This is a genomic window from Pseudoxanthomonas sp. 97-1-1, assembly GCF_057773125.1.
On record NZ_JBYMTJ010000002.1, the window covers coordinates 124,538 to 143,225 of the forward strand.

Below are 18,688 nucleotides of genomic sequence, written 5' to 3' on the forward strand. Positions count from 1 at the left end.
AGGCAGCACGAGTGTTGCAGATGACGTGCAGGAAGAGGACCTGTTGCACCGACAGCCAGAAGGCAGTGATGTGGGGCCGCAGGCCCGTGCTTTCGCCTGTGGAGGCCCTTGGATCGTTCCCCTGTCGTTTGAAGCGACAGGGAATTCCAGGGCCGGACTATTCGCGGGCCGCTACAGCATCTGCACCACGACCTTGCCCTTGGCGCGCCCGCTTTCTGAGTAGGCCAGGGCTTCGCTGGTGTCCTTGAACGGGAGCACCTTGTCGACGACGGGGCGGATCGCGCCAGATTCGATGAGCGCGGAGATCTCGCGCAACTGAGCCCCATCGGCGCGCATGAAGACGAACGTGTACTCGACATTCTTCTGCTTGGACTTCTTGCGAATGCCTCGGCTCAACAGGCGCATCACCTGCTTGAGCGGCCATGCCAGTCCGCGCGCAGTGGCGAACGCCGGGGTGGGCGGACCGGATATCGAGACGAGATGCCCGCCCGGCTTGAGAATCCGGAGGGATTTGTCCAGTTCATCGCTGCCGAGGCTGTTGAGCACCACGTCGTAGTCATGGAGCGCGGCGGCGAAATCCTGCTGCTTGTAATCGATGACGACATCCGCGCCCAGGGCCTTCACCCAGGCGACGTTGGCCGTACTCGTGGTCGTGGCGACGAATGCGCCAAGATGTTTGGCAAGCTGGATGGCGATGGTGCCAACGCCTCCAGAGCCGGCCTGGATAAAGACTTTCTGTCCTCTCTGCAGCTTCGCTGTCTCGACCAGCACCTGCCATGCCGTCAGGGCTACCAATGGCAGGGAGGCGGCCTCGACCATATTGAGATTCTGGGGTTTCAGAGCTACCGACGATGCTTTGATGGCAATGAACTCGGCGAAGGTGCCGATGCGGTCATCGTCGGGGCGTGCATAGACTTCGTCGCCCGGCCTGAACTGGTGGACACGGGCACCGACGCGCACGACCGTGCCAGCCACGTCGTTACCGAGGACCAGGGGAAAGCGGTAGGGCAGGATCAGCTTGAACTCGCCACTTTTGATCTTGGAGTCCAGCGCGTTGACACCAGCGGCATGGACCTTGATCAGGACGTCATCGTCGCGTAGATCCGGCTCCGGCATGTCGCCGATGCGGCCGGTTTCTTTCTTGCCATAACGGTCGATGATGAAGGCTTTCATGATTTTTTTCCGATGAGAAGAAAAGCCAGTGCGAGCGCGATTTCCAGCAGAGTGGCGGTGAGGATTCCGGCCCCCGCATGGCCTGCGGCCAGTTCGAACACGCCAGGCGTTGCCAGCGAGCAGGCGGTGACCATGCCTGCCGCCAGCGCCGCGAGGGCTGGCGATTGCTCGGCGCTCCTTGCCATAAGAAGCATCATCCCAAATCCCGTATACAGGGCCGCCGCGCGCCGGCCAACCAGCTCGGCTGGATGGGAACGCGCAGCGTTCCCGTTGGTCAGCATAGGGTCAGGCATAAACATCGATCTGGTCGCGAGGCCGAAGGACAGGAACGAGGCCAGGATCGCAAGCTGGCGAGATTTGAGCGATATGCCTGCTCCTCATGTGTTCAGCAGGCGCGACAGGACGGCCTGATGGAGCCAGCGTGGGGTGGCCCACATGAAGGCGACATTCAACTTGTTGGTGAGCCCCGGGACAACGCTGATCCGTCCGGCATCCAGGGCGCGGATGCCCGCTGCGACGACCGGCGGCGTCTGCATCATGAATGCCTTCAGCCGAGGCGAGATTCTTTGCTGTGCAACGCTTGCGAAGCCGGTATCCGTTAGCCCTGGGCATAGCGACGTGACCGTCACACCATCATGCTTGAACTCACGGTGCAGCGCTTCGCCCAGCCGCAGTACGTAGGCTTTGGCTGCGGAATAGGCCGCGAAGTTCTCCACGCCCTGGTAGGCCAAGAGGCTGGCAACCTGCAGTATTTTTCCGCGCTTGCGCGTCCTCATGTCCTGACCGAACAGATGGGTCATGGCCGTGAGGCTGGCAATGTCCAACTGGATCATCGACAGCGCCGACTCCAACGGGCTGTTCAGGAACGGACCTTGAAGCCCGTGCCCGGCGTTGTTGATTAGAACGTCGACTTCAATGCCGCGCTCATGGAGCCGTGCATGCAACTGGCGTACTGCGCCGATATCCGACAGGTCAACCTGCTCCACCATGATCTCGACCTGATGCTGCTTGCGCAACGATTGCGCCAACGCTTCGAGCCGATCCAGGCGGCGGGCCACGAGGATGAGCGGGTGGCCGTGTTGCGCATACTGCCGGGCAAACTCCTCGCCAAATCCGCTGGAAGCGCCGGTGATGAGTACCCATGCTCCACGAGTCTGGTTCATTGGCTTCCCTTCGACGATGTTGTGGGGCTGCGCCATCTCAGCGGGCTACCCGGTAGCGCTCGGCGGCCTGCGCCTGGCGGATGTCGGTGAGCAAGGCCTGGCGCGTGGTGTCCAGGGTGTCCCAGCGTGCGGCCACATGCAGGGGAGGAATGGTGACGGCTTCGCGGCGATCGAATCCGACCAGCGCCGCATCGACCAGTTCGCCCACATCCATCACCTCGGGCAATGTGTTGATGTCGATACCGGCACGCTCCCAGATTTCGGTGCGGGTGGCCGCAGGGAGGACTGCTTGCACGTAAACCCCTTTGGGCGCCAGTTCCAGGCTCAGCCCCTGGGACAGGAACAGCACGAAGGCCTTGGTCGCGCCGTAGACGGACATGCCGAATTCCGGTGCCAGGCCCACGACGGAGCCGATGTTCACGATCGCACCTTCGCCGGCCTCCACCAGCCGCGGGGCGACGGCGGCGGCCAAGCGTGTCAGCGCGGTCGTGTTCAAGGTCACCAGCCGCTCGATGCTGTCGGCCGACTGGTCGATGAAACCACCGGACTGCGCGACGCCTGCGTTGTTGATGAGGATGCCGATGGCGGCATCGTCGCGCAGGCGCGCTTCGACCGCGGCCAGTTCATCGCGGCGGGTGAGGTCGGCCGGCAGCACCTCGATGGCGACGCCCGTTTCCTGGCGCAGGCGAGCGGCGAGTGTTTCCAGGCGCGCGTTGTCGCGTGCGACAAGCACGAGATCGTGGCCGCGTCGCGCGAAGCGTTCGGCATAGGTGGCGCCGATGCCGCTGGAAGCGCCGGTGATGAGGGTGGTGGGAAGCACGGTCATGATGGCTGTCTCTGGGGGTAGGGATGTGGGTCAGGGGGCAATGCGCCGGGCCAATCGGATGAGGCGGCAAAGCAGCGGCGTGCGCGGCCTTACTGTGCGTGTGCGTCGGCCAGGGTCGGGTAGTCGATGTAGCCCTGGGCGCCGCCGCCGTACAACGTGGCCGGGTTCAATGCGGCAAGGGGCGCACCGGTCATCAGACGCTCGACCAGATCGGGGTTGCTGATGAAGGCACGGCCAAACGCAAACAGGTCCGCCTTGCCCTCGCCGAGGCGGGCATTGGCCAGTGGCAGGTCGTAACCGTTGTTGGCCAGATAGGTGCGCGTGAAGCGGCGGCGCAGGCCATCGAAGTCGAACGGCGCCACCTCGCGTGGACCACCCGTGGCGCCTTCCACCACGTGCAGATAGACGATGCCGAGTGCGTCGAGTTGTTCGACGATGTAGTCGTACTGCGGCTGCGGATCGCTGCTGGAAATGGCGCCGGCCGGCGACACCGGCGAGATACGTACGCCGGTGCGGTCGGCACCGATTTGCTTGACCACCGCGGCGGTGACTTCCAGCAGCAGGCGCGCGCGATTCTCGATGGAGCCTCCGTAGGCGTCGGTGCGCTGGTTGGCGCCGTCCTTGATGAACTGTTCCAGCAGGTACCCGTTGGCACCGTGGATCTCCACGCCGTCGAAGCCGGCCGCGATCGCGTTGGCGGCGGCCTGGCGGAAGTCGTCGACGATCCCCGGCAATTCGTTGATGTCCAGCGCACGCGGCTCGGAAACATCGGCAAAGCCGTTGTTGACGAAGGTCTTGGTCTGCGCGCGGATGGCGGAAGGGGCGACAGGCGCGGCGCCGCCGAGCAGATCGACATGGGAGATGCGGCCAACGTGCCACAGCTGCGCGAAGATGCGCCCGCCTTGGGCATGCACGGCATCCGTTACCTGACGCCAGCCGTCGATCTGGTCCTGCGTGTACAGGCCGGGGGTGTCCTGGTAACCCTGGGCCTGCGCCGAGACCTGGGTGGCCTCGGTGATGATCAGTCCGGCCGAGGCGCGCTGCGCGTAGTAGGTGGCGGCAAGCGCGCCGGGCACCAGGCCGGCACCGGCGCGGTTGCGCGTCAGCGGTGCCATGACGATGCGGTTGGCGAGGGTCAGCGGGCCGAGTGGGTAGGGTTGGAACAGCGTGGTGTCGGTCATGTCGTGCCTGAGGTGTGAAGGTGGATTGGATGGCCGGGTAGAGCGCCTCTCCCGGATCCCGTCCTGGTCGAAGCATCAATGATGATGACCGTAATCATTGGTGTCAATGGTTTGATTATGAGCGTCATCTATCAGTGGTATAGTGCCGACCTTCCGCAGGCGGGACATCCAGAGACACGGGTCATGAAGGTCACCAAGCAACAAGCGCAGGCAAATCGGGCGCGCATCGTCGAAACGGCGTCCACTCTGTTCAGGGAGCGGGGTTACGACGGCGTGGGCGTCGCGGACCTGATGGCCGCCGCCGGCTTCACCCATGGCGGCTTCTACAAGCATTTCGGCTCCAAGACCGACCTGATGGCAGAAGCGGCAGCCTGCGGCCTGGCGCGCTCCGCGGACGCCGCGATGAGCGGCGGTCCGGCTGACTTCATGAGCTACTACATTTCCCGGGAACACCGGGACAACCCGGGCAGTGGCTGCACGATGGCCGCGCTCTGCGCGGATGCCGCGCGCCAGCCGGAATCGGTCAAGGCGGCGTTTGCGGCAGGCATCGAGCATCAGTTGTCGGCGCCAGCGCGCCAGGAGCAGGCTCCGGGTGACAACGAGAGCGACGAGGCGCGTGCGCGCCGGATCGTCCTGATGGCCCAGGCCGTTGGAGCGGTGGTGTTGTCGAGGTCCTGTCCCGACGATTCACCGCTGGCGGACGAAATCCTGGAGGTCTGCCGGGCGCACGTCCTGGCGCGGCTGCCGACTGAACGGCCTGCCTGAGCCCCCTCCCTCGTGAAGTGCCATGAACCTCACCGAGCAGTACTGCGCTCTATGAGCGCTTGCTCGATCCGGTGGGAACCTGATGCCGCTGTGGGGCGACTGGTCGCTGCATGGCCTCCAGGCAAGCCCCGGCACGCACGGGCGCTTCGACGAACGTCCGTGTCCGGCTGAACGCGCCCGCAGCCCCACAGCGGATCGAGCCGACCCCATCCGCACCCCACGGAATGTCGCCGGCAACCTACCGCTTCCCGACGCTGACCTGCCTGCGCCTTGCACGCGACATGCAGAGACGTGCGCGCGAGTGCGGGAGCGTCGGAGGCGCAACCCTCGAACACCCGGTCGCAGAATCTGCAGGCTCGGCCGCAGGCTTCGGATATCCGCGCGTCACCCAGTGAGCCTCGTCGGCGACGGGTCGAGGCTTGCAGCGGCGCGTGTTTCTCCCTTGCCCGCGAGCCGCCGAGGGGCGTCGGCGAGTCTTTGTGCCTTGCGCGCAGGTGTTTCCGGTCCAGTGGTCATGCTGCGGACCTGGCGGGCGAGTTTCCCGGGCTTGCCGAAGGGATGAAGCGGACCGCATTGCGCTGTCGCTGACGGCCATCAGGCTTCCCGAGGGCCAACGCCGCCGTCGCGATGCTGGAAGCAGTGCGAGCGTCAGGCTGCACATGGGCATGCTGCATCGTCGCGTCGGCATCGGGTCAGGGACGCCAGGCCACCCAATCGCCGGGGGCCACCTGTTGGACGTCCATCGATCTCTCGTGCGCCGCTTCGCGCAGTCGACCCGGCGCGTCGTCCGCTTCCACGTATTCCTTCATGCCGGTGATGCCGTAGTGGATGGGCACCAGCGTGCGTGCACCCAGGATGGTGGCGGCGGCGACCGCCTGCTCGGGCGTCAGCACGCCCGGCTGGCCGCTGACGGGCTGTCGCCAGCCGAATCGCGCGCCGTTGATCGGGAGGAAGACCGCATCGAACGGCCCGAACTGGCGGCCGATGCGCCACCAGTGGCCGTGCCACAGGGTGTCGCCCCCATGGAAGATGCGGCGTCCGCCGGCAGCGACCACCCACGACACCTGGGTGTCGCCATACCCGTCCGACGCAGGTACCGGCGTGGCGGTGAAGTCACCCAGCAACTGGGGTTCCCACAGCGCGCTCGGCCTGGCGCGTGCGCCGGCCGGCATCGGCAGCGGCTGTGTCCCCGCTGGATAGGCGAGCACACCGCCACGGCCGAGCGCATCCGCCACGGCGTGTGCATCGAAGTGGTCCGAATGGGTATGGGTGATCAGCACGCTGGTTTCGCCCACGCCGTCATCCACCGGCACCAGCCGGTCGCCGAGCGCGGTTCCCCAGGCGTCCGGGTTGACCAGCGGATCGATGAACAAGGTCGCTTGCGGCAACTGCAGGCGGATGCCGGCCCACGCCAGGCGCTGGACGCGGAGCATAGGCGCGGGGCCTGACGCCAGCAGGCTGCCCGACGGCAGCAGCGCAGCGGCGGATGCGCCCACGCAACCCGCCAGGAACCGCCTGCGGCCTTCCATGGGAGGACGTGCTTCCGGATCACCGTTCATGCGTGCATCTCCCGGGATGCGAGGGAGGCATCCAGCGCGAAGATCGCCTGCGACGTGATGACCTCGAGATTATGGCCATGCCACGCGCGTTCGAACGCCGTCGGCACCACGCCCGGTGCGAGGCAATCCTCGATGCGGATCGTCGCGATCCGGTCGTCGGTTTCCACCGCCGATACCTGCATGCGGCAGCGGACCACGGCATCCCGCAGCTGGTCGAGATAGTGCAGGGCATTGTCGAGCACCACTGCGTGGAACCTGCCGATGTGTCCACCGATCACCGTTCCGCGGCCGAACTGGCGCATCCGCCCGATGGCGACGCGAAGCAGGGCGGGATCGGCCTTCGACAGGTAGACGATGTTGCCGACGATGTTGTCGCCCGCGCAGACCAGGTCCGCCGTGGGCACGTCCACACTCAGGTGGTCCATCGTCTTGCCCGGGTTGTGGAGGAAGCGCAGCGCATGCGCGCCCCAGCGGAGGGCCATGTTGTCGAACACCATGTCCGGCTCCCGGTAGAGCGCATCCACGCGGCGGTTCTGCGACAGGTAGGCATGGCGATGGTGCCGGTGGGCCATCGTCAGCGCGTCGGGAAACAGCGACATGCCGGCGATGTGATCGCTCATGAAATGGGTGGCAGCGAGCAGGCGTACGGTCTTGCCCAACTGCCCGCACAGCACGTCGCGCAGGTGGCCTGCGTCGTGCGCACTGCCCAGCGAATCGACCAGCAGCACGTCATCGCCATCGATGAACGCGGTGGCGACGGATTGCACGTCGTCGCCGACGAACATCAGCACGTCGGTATGCACTTCTTCGAATTTCACGAGGGTCGCCTTGCCGTGGGTGGCGACATGGTGGCCAACGCCCTCGGTGGCGACAAACGAGTTGTTTTGTCGTTCGCTTCAGAAAAAGTAACGCGATACGATGCCGGCCGGCCCCCCTCCGCCCAGGTGCTCGTGAAGCCCCGTCATCCCGCGCCACTCAATGCGCTCCGCACGTTCGAAGCGGCGGCACGGAACCTGAGTTTCAACACGGCCGCACAGCAGTTGTTCGTCACGCCGGCGGCGGTCAGCCATCAGGTCAAGCACCTCGAGACGTATCTGGGCGTCACCCTGTTCCATCGCGGCAATCGCTCGGTGGAACTCACCGTCGAAGGCAAGGCACTGGCGGCCGCGCTGGGCGACATCTTCGGGCAACTGGATCTGGCGCTGGACCGCGTGACATCGCACGCATCGGCGGATCTGCGCATAAGCACGCTGGAATCATTCGCCGCCAAGTGGCTGGCGCCGCGGCTGCACCGCTTCCATCACGCGTTCCCCGATATCCGCGTGCGTATCGAAACCGGCAACGAGCCGGCCGACTTCGCGCGCGGTGTCGATGTCGCCATCCGCTACGGACCCGGTGGGTATGCGGGCCTGCATGCGGAACGGCTGATGGAGGCGCCGGCATTTCCCGTCTGTGCGCCATCGTTGGCGCTGTCGCGGTTGGACGATCTGCGACAGCAGACGCTGCTGCACGACGAAAGCGCGCTGGGCCGGCCCGGCGTGCCCCAGTGGGCCGACTGGCTGGAAGCCGCCGCTGTCGAGGGTGTCGATGCAGGTCGCGGCCCGGTCTTCGCCAGCATCTACCTGGCGCAGGAAGCGGCCATCGCCGGCCACGGCATCGCGCTGGGCATCGCGCCCCTGGTGAAGGAAGACGTGCTCCACGGCCGCCTGCTCCTGCCCTTCGAGCGCAGCCTGCCCAACGCATACGCCTTCTGGCTGCTGCGACGGGACGATGCGCGCCCACGCGCCGCCGTCAACGCATTCTGCGGATGGCTGCAACAGGAAGCGGGCGACGATGCCGCATTCTGGGAAGCGCGACGCACAGGTCGGTAGGGGTGTCGCGGCGACGCGGTTCGTACGCCGGTCCGAAGCAGATGCATTTCCCTGTGCCTAGGCGCTTCATGGCCCGCCTGCATACCGGCTGGGCGGTTCGCCCACGTGCCGGCTGAAGGCCACGCTGAACGTGCTGGTCGAACCGTAGCCGACGCGCTCGGCCACTTCGGTCACGCTGAGGCCGTCGCGCCTGAGCAATTCCTTCGCGACTTCCATGCGCCACGCCAGCACGTATTCCATCGGTGGCACGCCGACGGCGCGGGTGAAACGTTCGAAGAACGTCGAGCGTGAGAGCGCGGCGGCCTTCGCCAGCTCGCCCACGGTCCACCCATGCGCGATGCGCGCATGGATCTGCTTGAGCGCCATCGCCAGCCGCTCATCGCCCAGTCCGCGCAACAGGCCGGGCGGCGCGTTGCCTGCAGTGGTCGAGCGCATGGCTTCCACCAGCAGCATCTCCACCAGCCGGGACAGCATGTATGCATTGCCCGGCTGCTGCTGCGCGTACTCTTCGCCGACCATCTGCACCAGTTGCATGAGCCGCTGCGACCCCTGCACATGGACGACCGTGGGCAGCAGCGAGACCAGCAGCGCGGCGTCCCGGGTGTCGAACAGGAACGCGCCGCCCAGCGAGCGCATGTCCGGCGGTCCGTCGGGATCGCCATGACGCAGTTCTCCTTGCCCGCCCGGTACGACGCCGGGGTCGATGAAGACCGGTGGCGCCGGCACGAAGCCGGAAAGCGTGAAGGCGGGCGTGGTCGGCAGCAGCACGAAGTCGCCCGCACTGATGGTGATGGGGGCGTGCCCATCCACGGCCAGCCGCGCGCTGCCTTCCAGCACGATGCAGAAGCCGGGCTGGCCGTAGTCGGCATACCGCACGGCCCAGTTGCCCTTGCCGCTGATCACGTTGGCAAAGACCGCCTGCGGATGCAGCAGCTGGACGACGTCGGAAAGTGGATCCGCCATTCCGGACTCCGGCTAAAACAAACAGGACGATGCGCTATCGATCATCCGGAAAGGCTGGCCTATCGTTCCCGCCGAGTCAACTCACCCTCGGAGAACGAAATGAAGACCGTCCTGATCACCGGCTGCTCGTCCGGTTACGGCCTGGAAACCGCCCGCCACTTCCTCGCGCAGGGCTGGAGCGTCATCGCCACCCAGCGGCATCCGCGCGAAGACCTGCTCCCCGCTTCACCCCATCTGCGCGTGCTCGCGCTGGACGTCACCCGGCCGGACAGCATCGCCAGCGCCGTGGAGGCCGCGGGTCCCATCGACGCGCTGGTCAACAATGCCGGCATCGGTCTGTTCGGTGCGTTCGAGGCCACGCCCATGGACACCGTGCGCGAGGTATTCGAAACCAATACGTTCGGACTGATGGCCATGTGCCAGGCCGTCATCCCGCAGTTCCGTCAGCGCAGGGCAGGTGTCATCGTGAACGTCACCTCCAGCGCGACGCTGGCGCCGTTCCCGCTGGTGGCGGCGTATACCGCCAGCAAGACCGCAGTCGAAGGTTTCACCGCATCGCTGGAGCACGAGCTCAAGGCCTTCGATGTGCGGGTCAAGCTGGTGGAGCCCGGCTATGGTCCGTCGACCCGGTTCACCGCCAATGGCCAGCAGCGCATGCAGGGCCTGATCCCCGAGGCATACGAGCCCTTCGCCCACAGCGTATTTGCCGGACTGGGCAGCATCACCGCGGTGACGGCCGAGTCCGACGTCGCCGAAGGCGTGTGGCACGCCGTGAACGACACCACCGGGCAACTGCATTTCCCGGCGGGTGCGGATGCGGTGGCACTGGCCGTGCGGTGAGGCTGGGTTGCACGCGAGGCGGACGCGCATCCAGCGCCCTGTGAGCCGACGCTAGACTGCGCCAGTGTCCAAAGGAGTGAATGCTTGCTCACGTCAGGAGCACAACGCCATCACCTTGCTGCCCGGGTCGCAGTCGTTGTGCTGCTGGCGGTGTATGGCGGCCTCAGTCTTGTGGCCTTCTTCCGACCCGACTGGCTTCCCGTCAAGACCATCTGGCACGCGGGGCTACTCGGGCCACCGGCTCTTCTGGTCTGGGGTGGGCACATGCTCGTCGCCTACAGCGCGTGCACCGTGGTCGTCGTCCTGCTGCTCGCATGGGGCGCGGTCGTCCGCTCCGACGAATTCAGGCTCATCGCGGCCATGGCAGCGTTCGCCGTGTGGACGGGAGCGGGCTTCTTCTCTGCGTTGTTGTCCGTCTAGGGATTTCGCCATCGCAGCGCGGTGACCCGTTGGCCGGAGGCGGGCCCAGCGGTCAGAATCGGCACACGAAATCGAAACGGGACGGGAACCGATGCGTGTGGCACCCCAGTGGGACTTCATCAGGATGATCCAGCGCAGTCCATTGCCAGGATTCGCCTTCACGCGTATGCGGGCCGTTGCCATGCTGTTGCTCGCAGTGCTGGGCACGCAGGCAGGCCTTTCCGCTGCAGCGGAAATGGATGCATCGACCGCCGCCACGGAAGGCGCCGTCGTGCAGACCGATGACGTGGCGCTGTTCTACCGCGTCTACGATGCGGCGGGCGGAAAGCCGACGGCTGCGCAACTGCAGCGCCATTACCTGGAGCAGGGTTCGGAAGGACTGCGCCTGTTCGCCCGTCTGCGCAACACCACGGGGCAACGCATCGCGGATGCCGTGGCCCGCGATCCCGCGCTCTATGCCGATGCGCGCCGCTGCCTGGCCGTACTGCCGCAGGCGCGCGCGCGGCTCGAGAAGGCCCTGCGCGACCTCGGCGGGCTGTATGGCGAGGCGCGCTTCCCGCCGGTGACCATCGCCATCGGTCGCGGCAAGCCGATCGCCATCGGCGCCCCTGATACCGGCATCCAGGTGGGCCTGGAGGCGCTGTGTGACGCGGACTGGCTCAATGCCGACCCCGAGGACAGGATCGTCTACGTGCTCGCGCACGAATACGTCCATGTGCAGCAGGTCAACGCGCACAAACTGAGCGACAAGCCCGCGCCGACGGTACTGGAAATCTCGCTGCTCGAGGGCATCGCCGAATTCGTCGGCGAACTGGTGGCGGGCGAGATCGCCTACGGCCGCACCGCGGCGATGGCGGCAGGTCGCGAGCAGGAAATCGAGACCCGCTTCGCCGCCGACATCGACAAGACCGAGCTCAAGGACTGGGTCTACAACACCACCCCGGAGCAGCCGGGCGATCTCGGCTACTGGGTCGGTTACCGGATCGCCAAGGCCTATTACCGCAACGCGCCCGACAAGCGCCAGGCGCTGCGCGAGATCCTGGAGATGGACGACGCCCGCGCCTTCCTGGCCCGCAGCGGCTGGCATCCCGGCATGGCGCTGTAGGCGGGCAGGAGGGTTCCCGCGCGAGCGCTATGCCTTGCGTCGGCTGACCCCATGCAGCCTCACCTCCCTGGCGCCCCGGATGTGTCATGCTCCCGGCGGTCGCAACGACCATGGGAGTACACGTGATGGCCAAGGGCCTGGACAAGAAGAAAGAGCAGAAGAAAAAGCCGGCGAAGACGATGAAGGAAAAGCGCGCCGAGAAGAGCGAGAAGAAGGCCACGCGCGGTTTCGCGCCGACCTGATCGGCTGTTGTTGCTGCAAGTGAATCCCGGGCGAGCGCCGCGAACCCGGGATACGTTCCGGAAACGCGAGCCCCGCTGGCCATGTGCCATCCCTGCCTGGGTCGCACGTGGCATGTCTAGCCAGGGTTGCGCATGACCCAGCCGCGGAACGTGAACCCGGCATAGAACAGCTCGATATCGACAAACCCCGCCTCGTCCAGCAGCGCTTCGTCCTGCGCGGGCGACAGCAGCGGCAGGCGCGCGTTGATCGCGGCGGCAGCGCTGACCATGCTCGTGGCAGGCACGCCGGATGCGACGGCAAAAGCGGCGTAACGGGAAAGCCAGCGCTCGCGCTTGTCCGTGGCGTCGTCCACGCTGTGGTGGGCGACGATGAACGGTGCGCCGGGGGCGAGCCGTCGACGCACTTCGGCCAGCGTATGCAGGCGCTGTTCCGCTGGCAGGAAGTGCAGGGTGAGCAGGCAGGTCGCGCCATCGAAGGGGCCCGTCGGCGCATCGTCGATGTAGCCTTCGACCAGCGCCGCGCGCGACGCCAGCGGCCCGAGGGTGGTGGTGGCCAGCTTCAACATCTCGGCCGACGGATCGACGCCGGTGAAACGCCAGCCGGGCTGCGCGTCGGCGAACGCTTTCAGCTCCAGCCCGCCCCCGGCACCCAGCACCAGTACGTGGCCATCGTCGGGCACGCGTTCGGCAAGCAGGATCCGCGCCATCTGTTGCATTCCCTGGAATCCGGGCACCTGCCGGATGGGACCCTGGGCGTAGCGGGCGACGGCGTCTGGATCCGAGAACGACATGCGGTGTTCCGTTGCGGCGGGGCCTCCATGCTAGCGTGCGATCCGTTCGCGAATCGTTGCAGCGGAGCCGGCGGCTGCTCAGTGCGGTACGCGCCGCAGCTTGGACACGTCGTAGCCCAGCGCTTCGATCTGGCGGACGCGCGCCTGGTAGTCCGTCTCCGGAATCCGCGGCGTACGCGCCATCAGCCACACGTAGTCGCGCTTGCTGCGCCCCACGATCGTCTGCTGGTAGTCGGCGTCCACGTACGCGATCACGTACTCGGCCTGGATCGGCCAGACGAACTGCATGTCCCACACTGCACCGCCACCGTCGGGCTTCACGGTGCCGATGGGGTGCATCGTCTTCTCCGGTCCGTCCAGCGCGCCCTTGCGGAAGCGGAACGTGGTCTGGATGCGGCCGTCCGGCTGTTTCGCGTACGACTCCACGGCGGCATAAGCCTCGCGTTCGGGGAACGACGGGATGTGCGCGATGACGTACCAGTCGCCCATGAAGCGGTCCACGTCGACCGGTGCGGCCGTGGGGATGGACGGCTTGACGTTGCCGGAGCTGCAGGCCGCGGTGGTGGTGGCGACCATCAGCGCGAGCAGCACGAAGGGCAGGGTACGCATGTCAGTGCTCCCGGGTGGGTCGCTGGAAGCGATAGTGCGCGACCAGCCATTCCTGCCCGTCGCGATAGCCGAACAGTTCGGCGCAGGCCATCCAGAACATGCGCCAGCGCTGGTTCCATAGCGGCGCGGCATCGCCATAGGCCTGGCGCAGTACGTCCATCACCTCCGCGCGATGTGCATCGTGCCGCGCCAGCCAGTGGTTGGCGGTACGCTGGTAGTGGCTGCCGTCGAGCAGCCAGCGTTCCTGCAGATGCAGATGATCCTGGAAGAACAGCAGCAGGTCGGCCGACGGCATCATGCCGCCGGTGAAGAAGTGCCGGCCCATCCAGTTGTCTTCGCCCTGCGTCTCGAACGGATACATCAGGTGGCGGTGCACGAAGATGTGCACGAACAGCCTGCCGCCCGGCCGCAGCGCGTCATGGATGCGACGCAGCAGCACGGCATGGTTGCTGACGTGTTCGAACATCTCTACCGACACGCAGCGGTCGAAGCCCTGCGGCTCCAGGTGCAGCTGGTTGACGTCGCGGGTAAGGACGCGGACGTTGCGCAACCCGCGTTCGGCGCAGCGTGCCTCGATGAACTCGCGCTGCGAATGGGAGTTGGAGACAGCGGTGATGCGCGCGTTCGGGTAACGCTCCGCCATCCACAGGGTCAGCGAACCCCAGCCACAGCCGAGTTCCAGGATGTCCTGTCCGTCGGCCAGGTCCGCGCGCTCGCCGTACAGGGCCAGCATGGCGTCTTCGGCCTGGTCCAGCGTCTCGGTGCCGGTGGCATAGAAGCAGCTGCTGTATTTCAGCCGGTGTCCAAGGCAGTGCTGGAAGAAGGCGGGCGGAAGTTCGTAGTGCTGGCGGTTCGCAGCGTCGGTATGCAGGGCGAGTGCGCCGCGCTGGAGGTCGCGCAGGCGTTGCGCCAGGCGTGCGGACTGCGCCGCCTGGCCACCTTCGCCTTCGTCGCGCAGGCGCTGCGCGCACAGGCGGCGGATGCCGGCGCGAACGAGCGCGTCGGGCAGCAGGCCGCGTTCGGCCAGGCCGAGCAGGCCGGTGGCGGGGCGGTCAACGGGAAGCTCGTCGGTCATGGTGTTCATCGCGTCGTTTCCTCGTCGCGGGGTGTCGGGAACCAGGGGAACAGCATCGGCGTGCGTCGCTGGTAGTCGCGGTAGTCCTCGCCGCGCGTGCGCAGCGCCTGCGCTTCGGTGTAGGGGATGCCGCTGATCCAGCGCAGGAACACGTACATCACCACCGGGCCCGTCCATGCCAGCCAGAACCACGGCGAACCGGCTGCCAGCGCGACGTACGCGAACCAGTGCAGCCATTCGAAGAAGTAGTTGGGGTGTCGCGAGTAACGCCACAGACCCTCGCGGCAGGTGCGCCCGCGGTTGGCGGGATCTGCGCGGAAGCGCGCGAGCTGGCGGTCGGCGACGGCCTCGCCGGCGACGCTGCCCATCCATATGGCCACCGCCAGCACGATCCACGGCCACGCCGAGTCCACGGGGCTGCGCGCCGCGGCAGCGAACGGAAGCGCGAACAGCACCACCAGCAACGCCTGCGCCATGAAGAACAGCAGGAACTTGCCCTGGTGCCCTTGCCAGTGGTCACGCAGATGGCGGTAGCGGCGGTCTTCCGGTTCGTGGCGCACGCGTCGCCACAGGTGCAGCGCGAGCCGCGCGCCCCACAGGCCACCGAGCACGGCCAGCGTCGCGCGTGCCTGCCACGCGCCATCACCGAGGACTGCAAGCAGTACGGCGCTGCCACCCACGCATGCCGACCACAGCACGTCGACGATCCCGGCGTTGTCGCGACGCCGCTGCCAGTACCAGCCGTACATCATCACGACTGCGGCCGGCAGGGCGACCAGTCCGAGTGTGGGCAGCAGGTTCATGCTGCCTCCGCGGCGTGCGCCGGGCGCGCCATCAGCAGGTGCGACACGCCGATGGAGCGCTCCAGGAAGCCGCCTTCGCAATACGCCAGGTAGAACTCCCACAGGCGGATGAAGCGCTCGTCGAAGCCCTGCGCGCGCACATCCGCCAGGCGCGTCATGAAGCGCCGCCGCCATGCGCGCAACGTGTACGCATACGACAGGCCGAAGTCCTCCTGGTGGACGACCTGCAGGTCGCTGGCGCGGGTCTTCGCGTCATACATGGCATTGAGCGAGGGGATGAAGCTGCCCGGAAAGACGAAGCGCTTGATGTAGTCCACCGAGTGGCGCGCCTGCAGGTAGCGGTGGTCCTCGATGGTGATGGCCTGCAGCAAGGCCTGCCCGCCCGGGCGCAGCAGGCTGCCCAGCTTGCCGAAGAAGGTGCCGAGGTACTGCGCGCCGATCGCTTCGATCATCTCGATCGACACCAGCTTGTCGTAAGCGCCCTGCAGGTCGCGGTAGTCCTGCAGCAACAGCGTCACCCGGTCCTGCAGGCCGGCGTCGACCACGCGCTGGCTGGCCAGTGCATGCTGTTCGCGCGAGATCGTGGTGGTGGTCACGTGCGCGCCGTAGTGGCGCGCCGCATGCAGCGCGAAGCCGCCCCAGCCGGTGCCGATCTCGACCACGCGGTCCCCCGGCGCGAGCGCCAGCTTGCGGCACACCGCATCGAGCTTGCGGTAGGAGGCTGTCTCCAGGTCGTCGTCCGGGGAGGCGAACATCGCCGAGGAGTACATCAGGTCCGACGACAGGAACAGGGCGAAGAAATCGTTGCCGAGGTCGTAGTGCGCGGCGATGTTGCGGCGGCTGCCCTCGCGCGTGTTGCGGCGGAGTGCGTGCCAGCGGCGCAGCGCCCAGCCACCGATGCGGGCCATGCCGCCCTCCATGCCATCGAGCAGTGTGCGGTTGCGCACCAGCAGCCGGACCAGCCCGACCAGGTCGTCGCAACGCCAGTGGCCGGCGATGTAGGCCTCGCCGGCGCCCACGCTGCCCTGCGCGGCGAGCGCGCGATAGAACGCGGGATCGTCGATCCACAGGTGCACGGTCGACAACCTTCCCTCGCCGGAATGGCCGAAGCGGTGTTCGCCCAGCGCGTCGCGGACCACCAGCACGCCATGGTCCAGCGCGTCCAGGCGGGCCAGCAGCTGCGAGCGCAGCAGGCGGTCGAGCGCGCCGTAGGAGGGAACAGTGGAGACGTCGGCAATCTCGTTCATGGGGTCTCGCGTGCGAGTGAAGGATGGTCGTGCACCGGCGTGCGCTTCAGCCACAGGCGCAGTGCCTGCCAGTGGATGCCGGCCACGATCTGCGTGGTCATCAGCGGGTAGCGCCACAGCACGCGCGCGAGCGAGGCGCCATCCAAGGGTCGGCGCAGCAGGGTCAGGGTGGCGTCAAAGGCGCGCCGTCCTTCGCGGTCGACCTGCATGTGCACGCGCAGGGCATCTTCGGGCGGCGTGAAGCGCCAGCGGTAGGTGCAGTCCATCGGCAGGAACGGCGACACGTGGAAGGCCTTGTCGAAGCCCCATTCCCAGCCGTCGCCGTACGGCACGCCGTCGTGTATGGGCAATACGTAGCTGTGCCGTTCGCGCCAGGGCGTGTTGGTGATTTCGGCCAGCACGGCGTCCAGCGTGGTGCCGTCCGGCTGGAAGCAGTAGTAGAAGCTGACCGGATTGAAGACGTAGCCGGCGTAGCGCAGGTGCGTCAGCAGACGAACCGGGCCTTGCGGGCGATGGCCGAGCGCGCGTTCGACGCGGTCGCGCACGGCCTCGACCAGCGGCCGGTCGTGCGGCGCCAGGTAGTCGCACCGGCGGAACTCCGCGAGGTTGCGGCGATCCGCCGACCACAGCCAGCGGCGGTCGAACACGGTATCGACTTCGTCCAGGTCCAGGTAGAGCTGCGCCATGCGATAGCGAAAGGCGTGCGCGCGCGGCGAGTGCCGGCGATGCCGCACCCAGCCCTCGTATACGGCGCTTGCCAGCGGAGCGGTCACGCGCTCACCGCTTCGGCGTCGCGCCGGCCAACCGTTCCGGCGGTCAGCGCCTCGATGGCATCCACCACGTCGCGCGCGCTGCGGATGCCGTCCTCGTGGAAGCCCCAGCCCCAGTAGGCGCCGGCGAACCACGTGCGGCGGCGGCCCTGGATCTCGGCCTTGCGTTGCTGCGCCGCGACCATGCCGTGGTCGTAGACCGGATGGCGGTAGTGCATGCGCTTGAGGATGCGCGCGGGATCGATCGCCTCGCTGCGGTTGAGGGTGACCACGAAGGGATCCGGCGACGCGACGCCCTGCAGCAGGTTCATGCAGTAGCTCACCGTGCACGGCGCCGAAGGGTCGCGGGGCACATGCGCATTCCATGCCGCCCAGGCTTTGCGTTCGCGCGGCAGCACGCTGGCGTCGGTGTGCAGCACGGTGTCGTTGGACTGGTAACGGATGGCGCCGAGGATCGCGTGCTCGCTGGCCTCCGCGTCGTGGAGCAGCGCAAGTGCCTGGTCGCTGTGGCAGGCCAGGACGACATGGTCGAAGCGCTCGCGGCCGTGGCGGGTGTCGAGCTCCACGCCTTCGTCGTCGCGGCGTATCGCCCGCACGGGCGTGGACCGTCTCTCCTGCACGCGCCAGCGACGACGCAATGCCTGTACATAGGTGCTTGAACCGCCCGTCACCACGCGCCAGGGCGATCGCGCTCCCAGCGTCAGCATGTGGTGGTTGGCCATGAACTGCACCAGGTACCGTGCCGGGAACGCCAGGATGCCCTGCGGCGGCGACGACCACAGGGCCGATGCCATCGGCACCAGGTGTTCATCGCGGAAGGCATCGCCGTAGCCGCCGGCCTGCAGGTAGTCGCCGAGTGTGGGGCCCGGCTGTCCTCCGGCCAGCAATGCGGGCGCCTCGCGGTAGAAACGCGCCAGGTCGCGGAGCATGCCCCAGAAGCGCGGCGACAGCAGGTTGCGGCGCTGGCAGAACAGCGTGTCGAACGTGGTCGCGTTGTATTCCACGCCACTGCGCGCGCTGTGCACGGAAAAACTCATCGTGGTCGGTTGCGAGGCCACGCCAAGCTGGCCGAAAAGACCGCACAGCAGGGGATAGTGGTCGGGGTTGAAGACGATGAAGCCGCTGTCGATGGCGTAGCGCCGTCCCGCCTGTTCGACATCGTGCGTGTGCGTGTGGCCGCCCAGGTAGTCGTTGGCTTCGAACAGGACCACGTCGTGCCGGCGCGACAGCCACCATGCCGAGGCCAGTCCGGCGATGCCGGAACCCACGATCGCGATGCGCATGC

20 protein-coding genes are annotated in these 18,688 nt (G+C 67.1%); 5 read left to right on the forward strand and 15 right to left on the reverse strand.

What is annotated here, in order from left to right; genetic code table 11:
* Positions 1-171: 171 nt before the first annotated feature.
* The 5 genes from AC3DET_RS07730 to AC3DET_RS07750 form a co-directional block, all read right to left on the reverse strand.
* Positions 172-1,173, reverse strand: coding sequence for an NADP-dependent oxidoreductase (locus AC3DET_RS07730; RefSeq protein ID WP_488391241.1), 1,002 nt, complete (start codon positions 1,171-1,173; stop codon positions 172-174).
* The gene (locus tag AC3DET_RS07735; protein ID WP_488391242.1) at positions 1,170-1,370 is read right to left on the reverse strand and encodes a hypothetical protein; all 201 of its coding nucleotides are present in this window, start codon (positions 1,368-1,370) and stop codon (positions 1,170-1,172) included. The genes AC3DET_RS07730 and AC3DET_RS07735 overlap by 4 nt, the downstream gene beginning before the upstream one ends.
* A 180-nt stretch (positions 1,371-1,550) precedes the next feature.
* Positions 1,551-2,372, reverse strand: a complete 822-nt coding sequence (locus tag AC3DET_RS07740; protein WP_488391243.1) for an SDR family NAD(P)-dependent oxidoreductase — start codon at positions 2,370-2,372, stop codon at positions 1,551-1,553.
* Position 2,373: 1 nt separating this feature from the next.
* On the reverse strand, positions 2,374-3,162 hold the full coding sequence (locus tag AC3DET_RS07745) for an SDR family NAD(P)-dependent oxidoreductase (RefSeq protein WP_488391244.1): 789 nt from the start codon (positions 3,160-3,162) through the stop codon (positions 2,374-2,376).
* An 89-nt stretch (positions 3,163-3,251) separates the two neighbouring features.
* Positions 3,252-4,343 carry an alkene reductase gene (locus AC3DET_RS07750; protein ID WP_488391245.1) on the reverse strand — a complete coding sequence of 364 codons (1,092 nt, stop codon included), beginning with the start codon at positions 4,341-4,343 and terminating at the stop codon, positions 3,252-3,254.
* Positions 4,344-4,526: 183 nt separating this feature from the next.
* Between AC3DET_RS07750 and AC3DET_RS07755 the strand changes: the two genes are divergently transcribed.
* Positions 4,527-5,108 carry a TetR/AcrR family transcriptional regulator gene (locus tag AC3DET_RS07755; protein ID WP_446538733.1) on the forward strand — a complete coding sequence of 194 codons (582 nt, stop codon included), beginning with the start codon at positions 4,527-4,529 and terminating at the stop codon, positions 5,106-5,108.
* 692 nt (positions 5,109-5,800) lie between these two features.
* Here AC3DET_RS07755 and AC3DET_RS07760 read toward each other — a convergent pair.
* Positions 5,801-6,667, reverse strand: a complete 867-nt coding sequence (locus AC3DET_RS07760; RefSeq protein ID WP_488391246.1) for an MBL fold metallo-hydrolase — start codon at positions 6,665-6,667, stop codon at positions 5,801-5,803.
* Entirely contained in the window at positions 6,664-7,485 is an 822-nt protein-coding gene (locus AC3DET_RS07765) for an MBL fold metallo-hydrolase (RefSeq protein WP_488391247.1), read from the reverse strand. Before AC3DET_RS07765 ends, AC3DET_RS07760 begins: the two co-directional genes overlap by 4 nt.
* A 132-nt stretch (positions 7,486-7,617) precedes the next feature.
* Here AC3DET_RS07765 and gcvA point away from each other — a divergent pair, with 132 nt between their 5' ends.
* The gene (gene gcvA / locus AC3DET_RS07770; protein WP_488391248.1) at positions 7,618-8,538 is read left to right on the forward strand and encodes a transcriptional regulator GcvA; all 921 of its coding nucleotides are present in this window, start codon (positions 7,618-7,620) and stop codon (positions 8,536-8,538) included.
* A 66-nt stretch (positions 8,539-8,604) separates the two neighbouring features.
* Here gcvA and AC3DET_RS07775 read toward each other — a convergent pair whose 3' ends face one another.
* The gene (locus AC3DET_RS07775) at positions 8,605-9,501 is read right to left on the reverse strand and encodes an AraC family transcriptional regulator (RefSeq protein WP_488391249.1); all 897 of its coding nucleotides are present in this window, start codon (positions 9,499-9,501) and stop codon (positions 8,605-8,607) included.
* Between the two features lie 99 nt (positions 9,502-9,600).
* On the opposite strand from AC3DET_RS07775, the gene AC3DET_RS07780 reads away from it, so the two are divergent.
* From AC3DET_RS07780 to AC3DET_RS07790, 3 genes are all read left to right on the forward strand, one after another.
* Entirely contained in the window at positions 9,601-10,341 is a 741-nt protein-coding gene (locus AC3DET_RS07780) for an SDR family oxidoreductase (protein ID WP_488391250.1), read from the forward strand.
* A gap of 84 nt (positions 10,342-10,425) precedes the next feature.
* The gene (locus tag AC3DET_RS07785) at positions 10,426-10,761 is read left to right on the forward strand and encodes a hypothetical protein (protein WP_488391251.1); all 336 of its coding nucleotides are present in this window, start codon (positions 10,426-10,428) and stop codon (positions 10,759-10,761) included.
* A gap of 181 nt (positions 10,762-10,942) precedes the next feature.
* Positions 10,943-11,866, forward strand: a complete 924-nt coding sequence (locus AC3DET_RS07790; RefSeq protein ID WP_488391252.1) for a DUF2268 domain-containing putative Zn-dependent protease — start codon at positions 10,943-10,945, stop codon at positions 11,864-11,866.
* 358 nt (positions 11,867-12,224) lie between these two features.
* Here AC3DET_RS07790 and AC3DET_RS07795 read toward each other — a convergent pair whose 3' ends face one another.
* The 7 genes from AC3DET_RS07795 to AC3DET_RS07825 all read right to left on the reverse strand — a co-directional run bounded on the left by AC3DET_RS07795 (position 12,225) and on the right by AC3DET_RS07825 (position 18,686).
* The gene (locus AC3DET_RS07795; protein WP_488391253.1) at positions 12,225-12,899 is read right to left on the reverse strand and encodes a class I SAM-dependent methyltransferase; all 675 of its coding nucleotides are present in this window, start codon (positions 12,897-12,899) and stop codon (positions 12,225-12,227) included.
* 78 nt (positions 12,900-12,977) lie between these two features.
* Positions 12,978-13,475, reverse strand: a complete 498-nt coding sequence (locus AC3DET_RS07800) for a lipocalin family protein (RefSeq protein WP_488391712.1) — start codon at positions 13,473-13,475, stop codon at positions 12,978-12,980.
* A gap of 34 nt (positions 13,476-13,509) precedes the next feature.
* Complete coding sequence (locus tag AC3DET_RS07805; RefSeq protein WP_488391254.1) at positions 13,510-14,592, reverse strand: cyclopropane-fatty-acyl-phospholipid synthase family protein; 1,083 nt, start codon at positions 14,590-14,592, stop codon at positions 13,510-13,512.
* Positions 14,589-15,386, reverse strand: coding sequence for a DUF1295 domain-containing protein (locus AC3DET_RS07810; RefSeq protein ID WP_488391255.1), 798 nt, complete (start codon positions 15,384-15,386; stop codon positions 14,589-14,591). Before AC3DET_RS07810 ends, AC3DET_RS07805 begins: the two co-directional genes overlap by 4 nt.
* The gene (locus AC3DET_RS07815; protein ID WP_488391256.1) at positions 15,383-16,633 is read right to left on the reverse strand and encodes a class I SAM-dependent methyltransferase; all 1,251 of its coding nucleotides are present in this window, start codon (positions 16,631-16,633) and stop codon (positions 15,383-15,385) included. The genes AC3DET_RS07810 and AC3DET_RS07815 overlap by 4 nt, the downstream gene beginning before the upstream one ends.
* Positions 16,630-17,406, reverse strand: a complete 777-nt coding sequence (locus AC3DET_RS07820; protein ID WP_488391257.1) for a DUF1365 domain-containing protein — start codon at positions 17,404-17,406, stop codon at positions 16,630-16,632. Before AC3DET_RS07820 ends, AC3DET_RS07815 begins: the two co-directional genes overlap by 4 nt.
* Positions 17,403-18,686, reverse strand: coding sequence for an NAD(P)/FAD-dependent oxidoreductase (locus tag AC3DET_RS07825; protein WP_488391258.1), 1,284 nt, complete (start codon positions 18,684-18,686; stop codon positions 17,403-17,405). The genes AC3DET_RS07820 and AC3DET_RS07825 overlap by 4 nt, the downstream gene beginning before the upstream one ends.
* Positions 18,687-18,688: the final 2 nt, after the last annotated feature.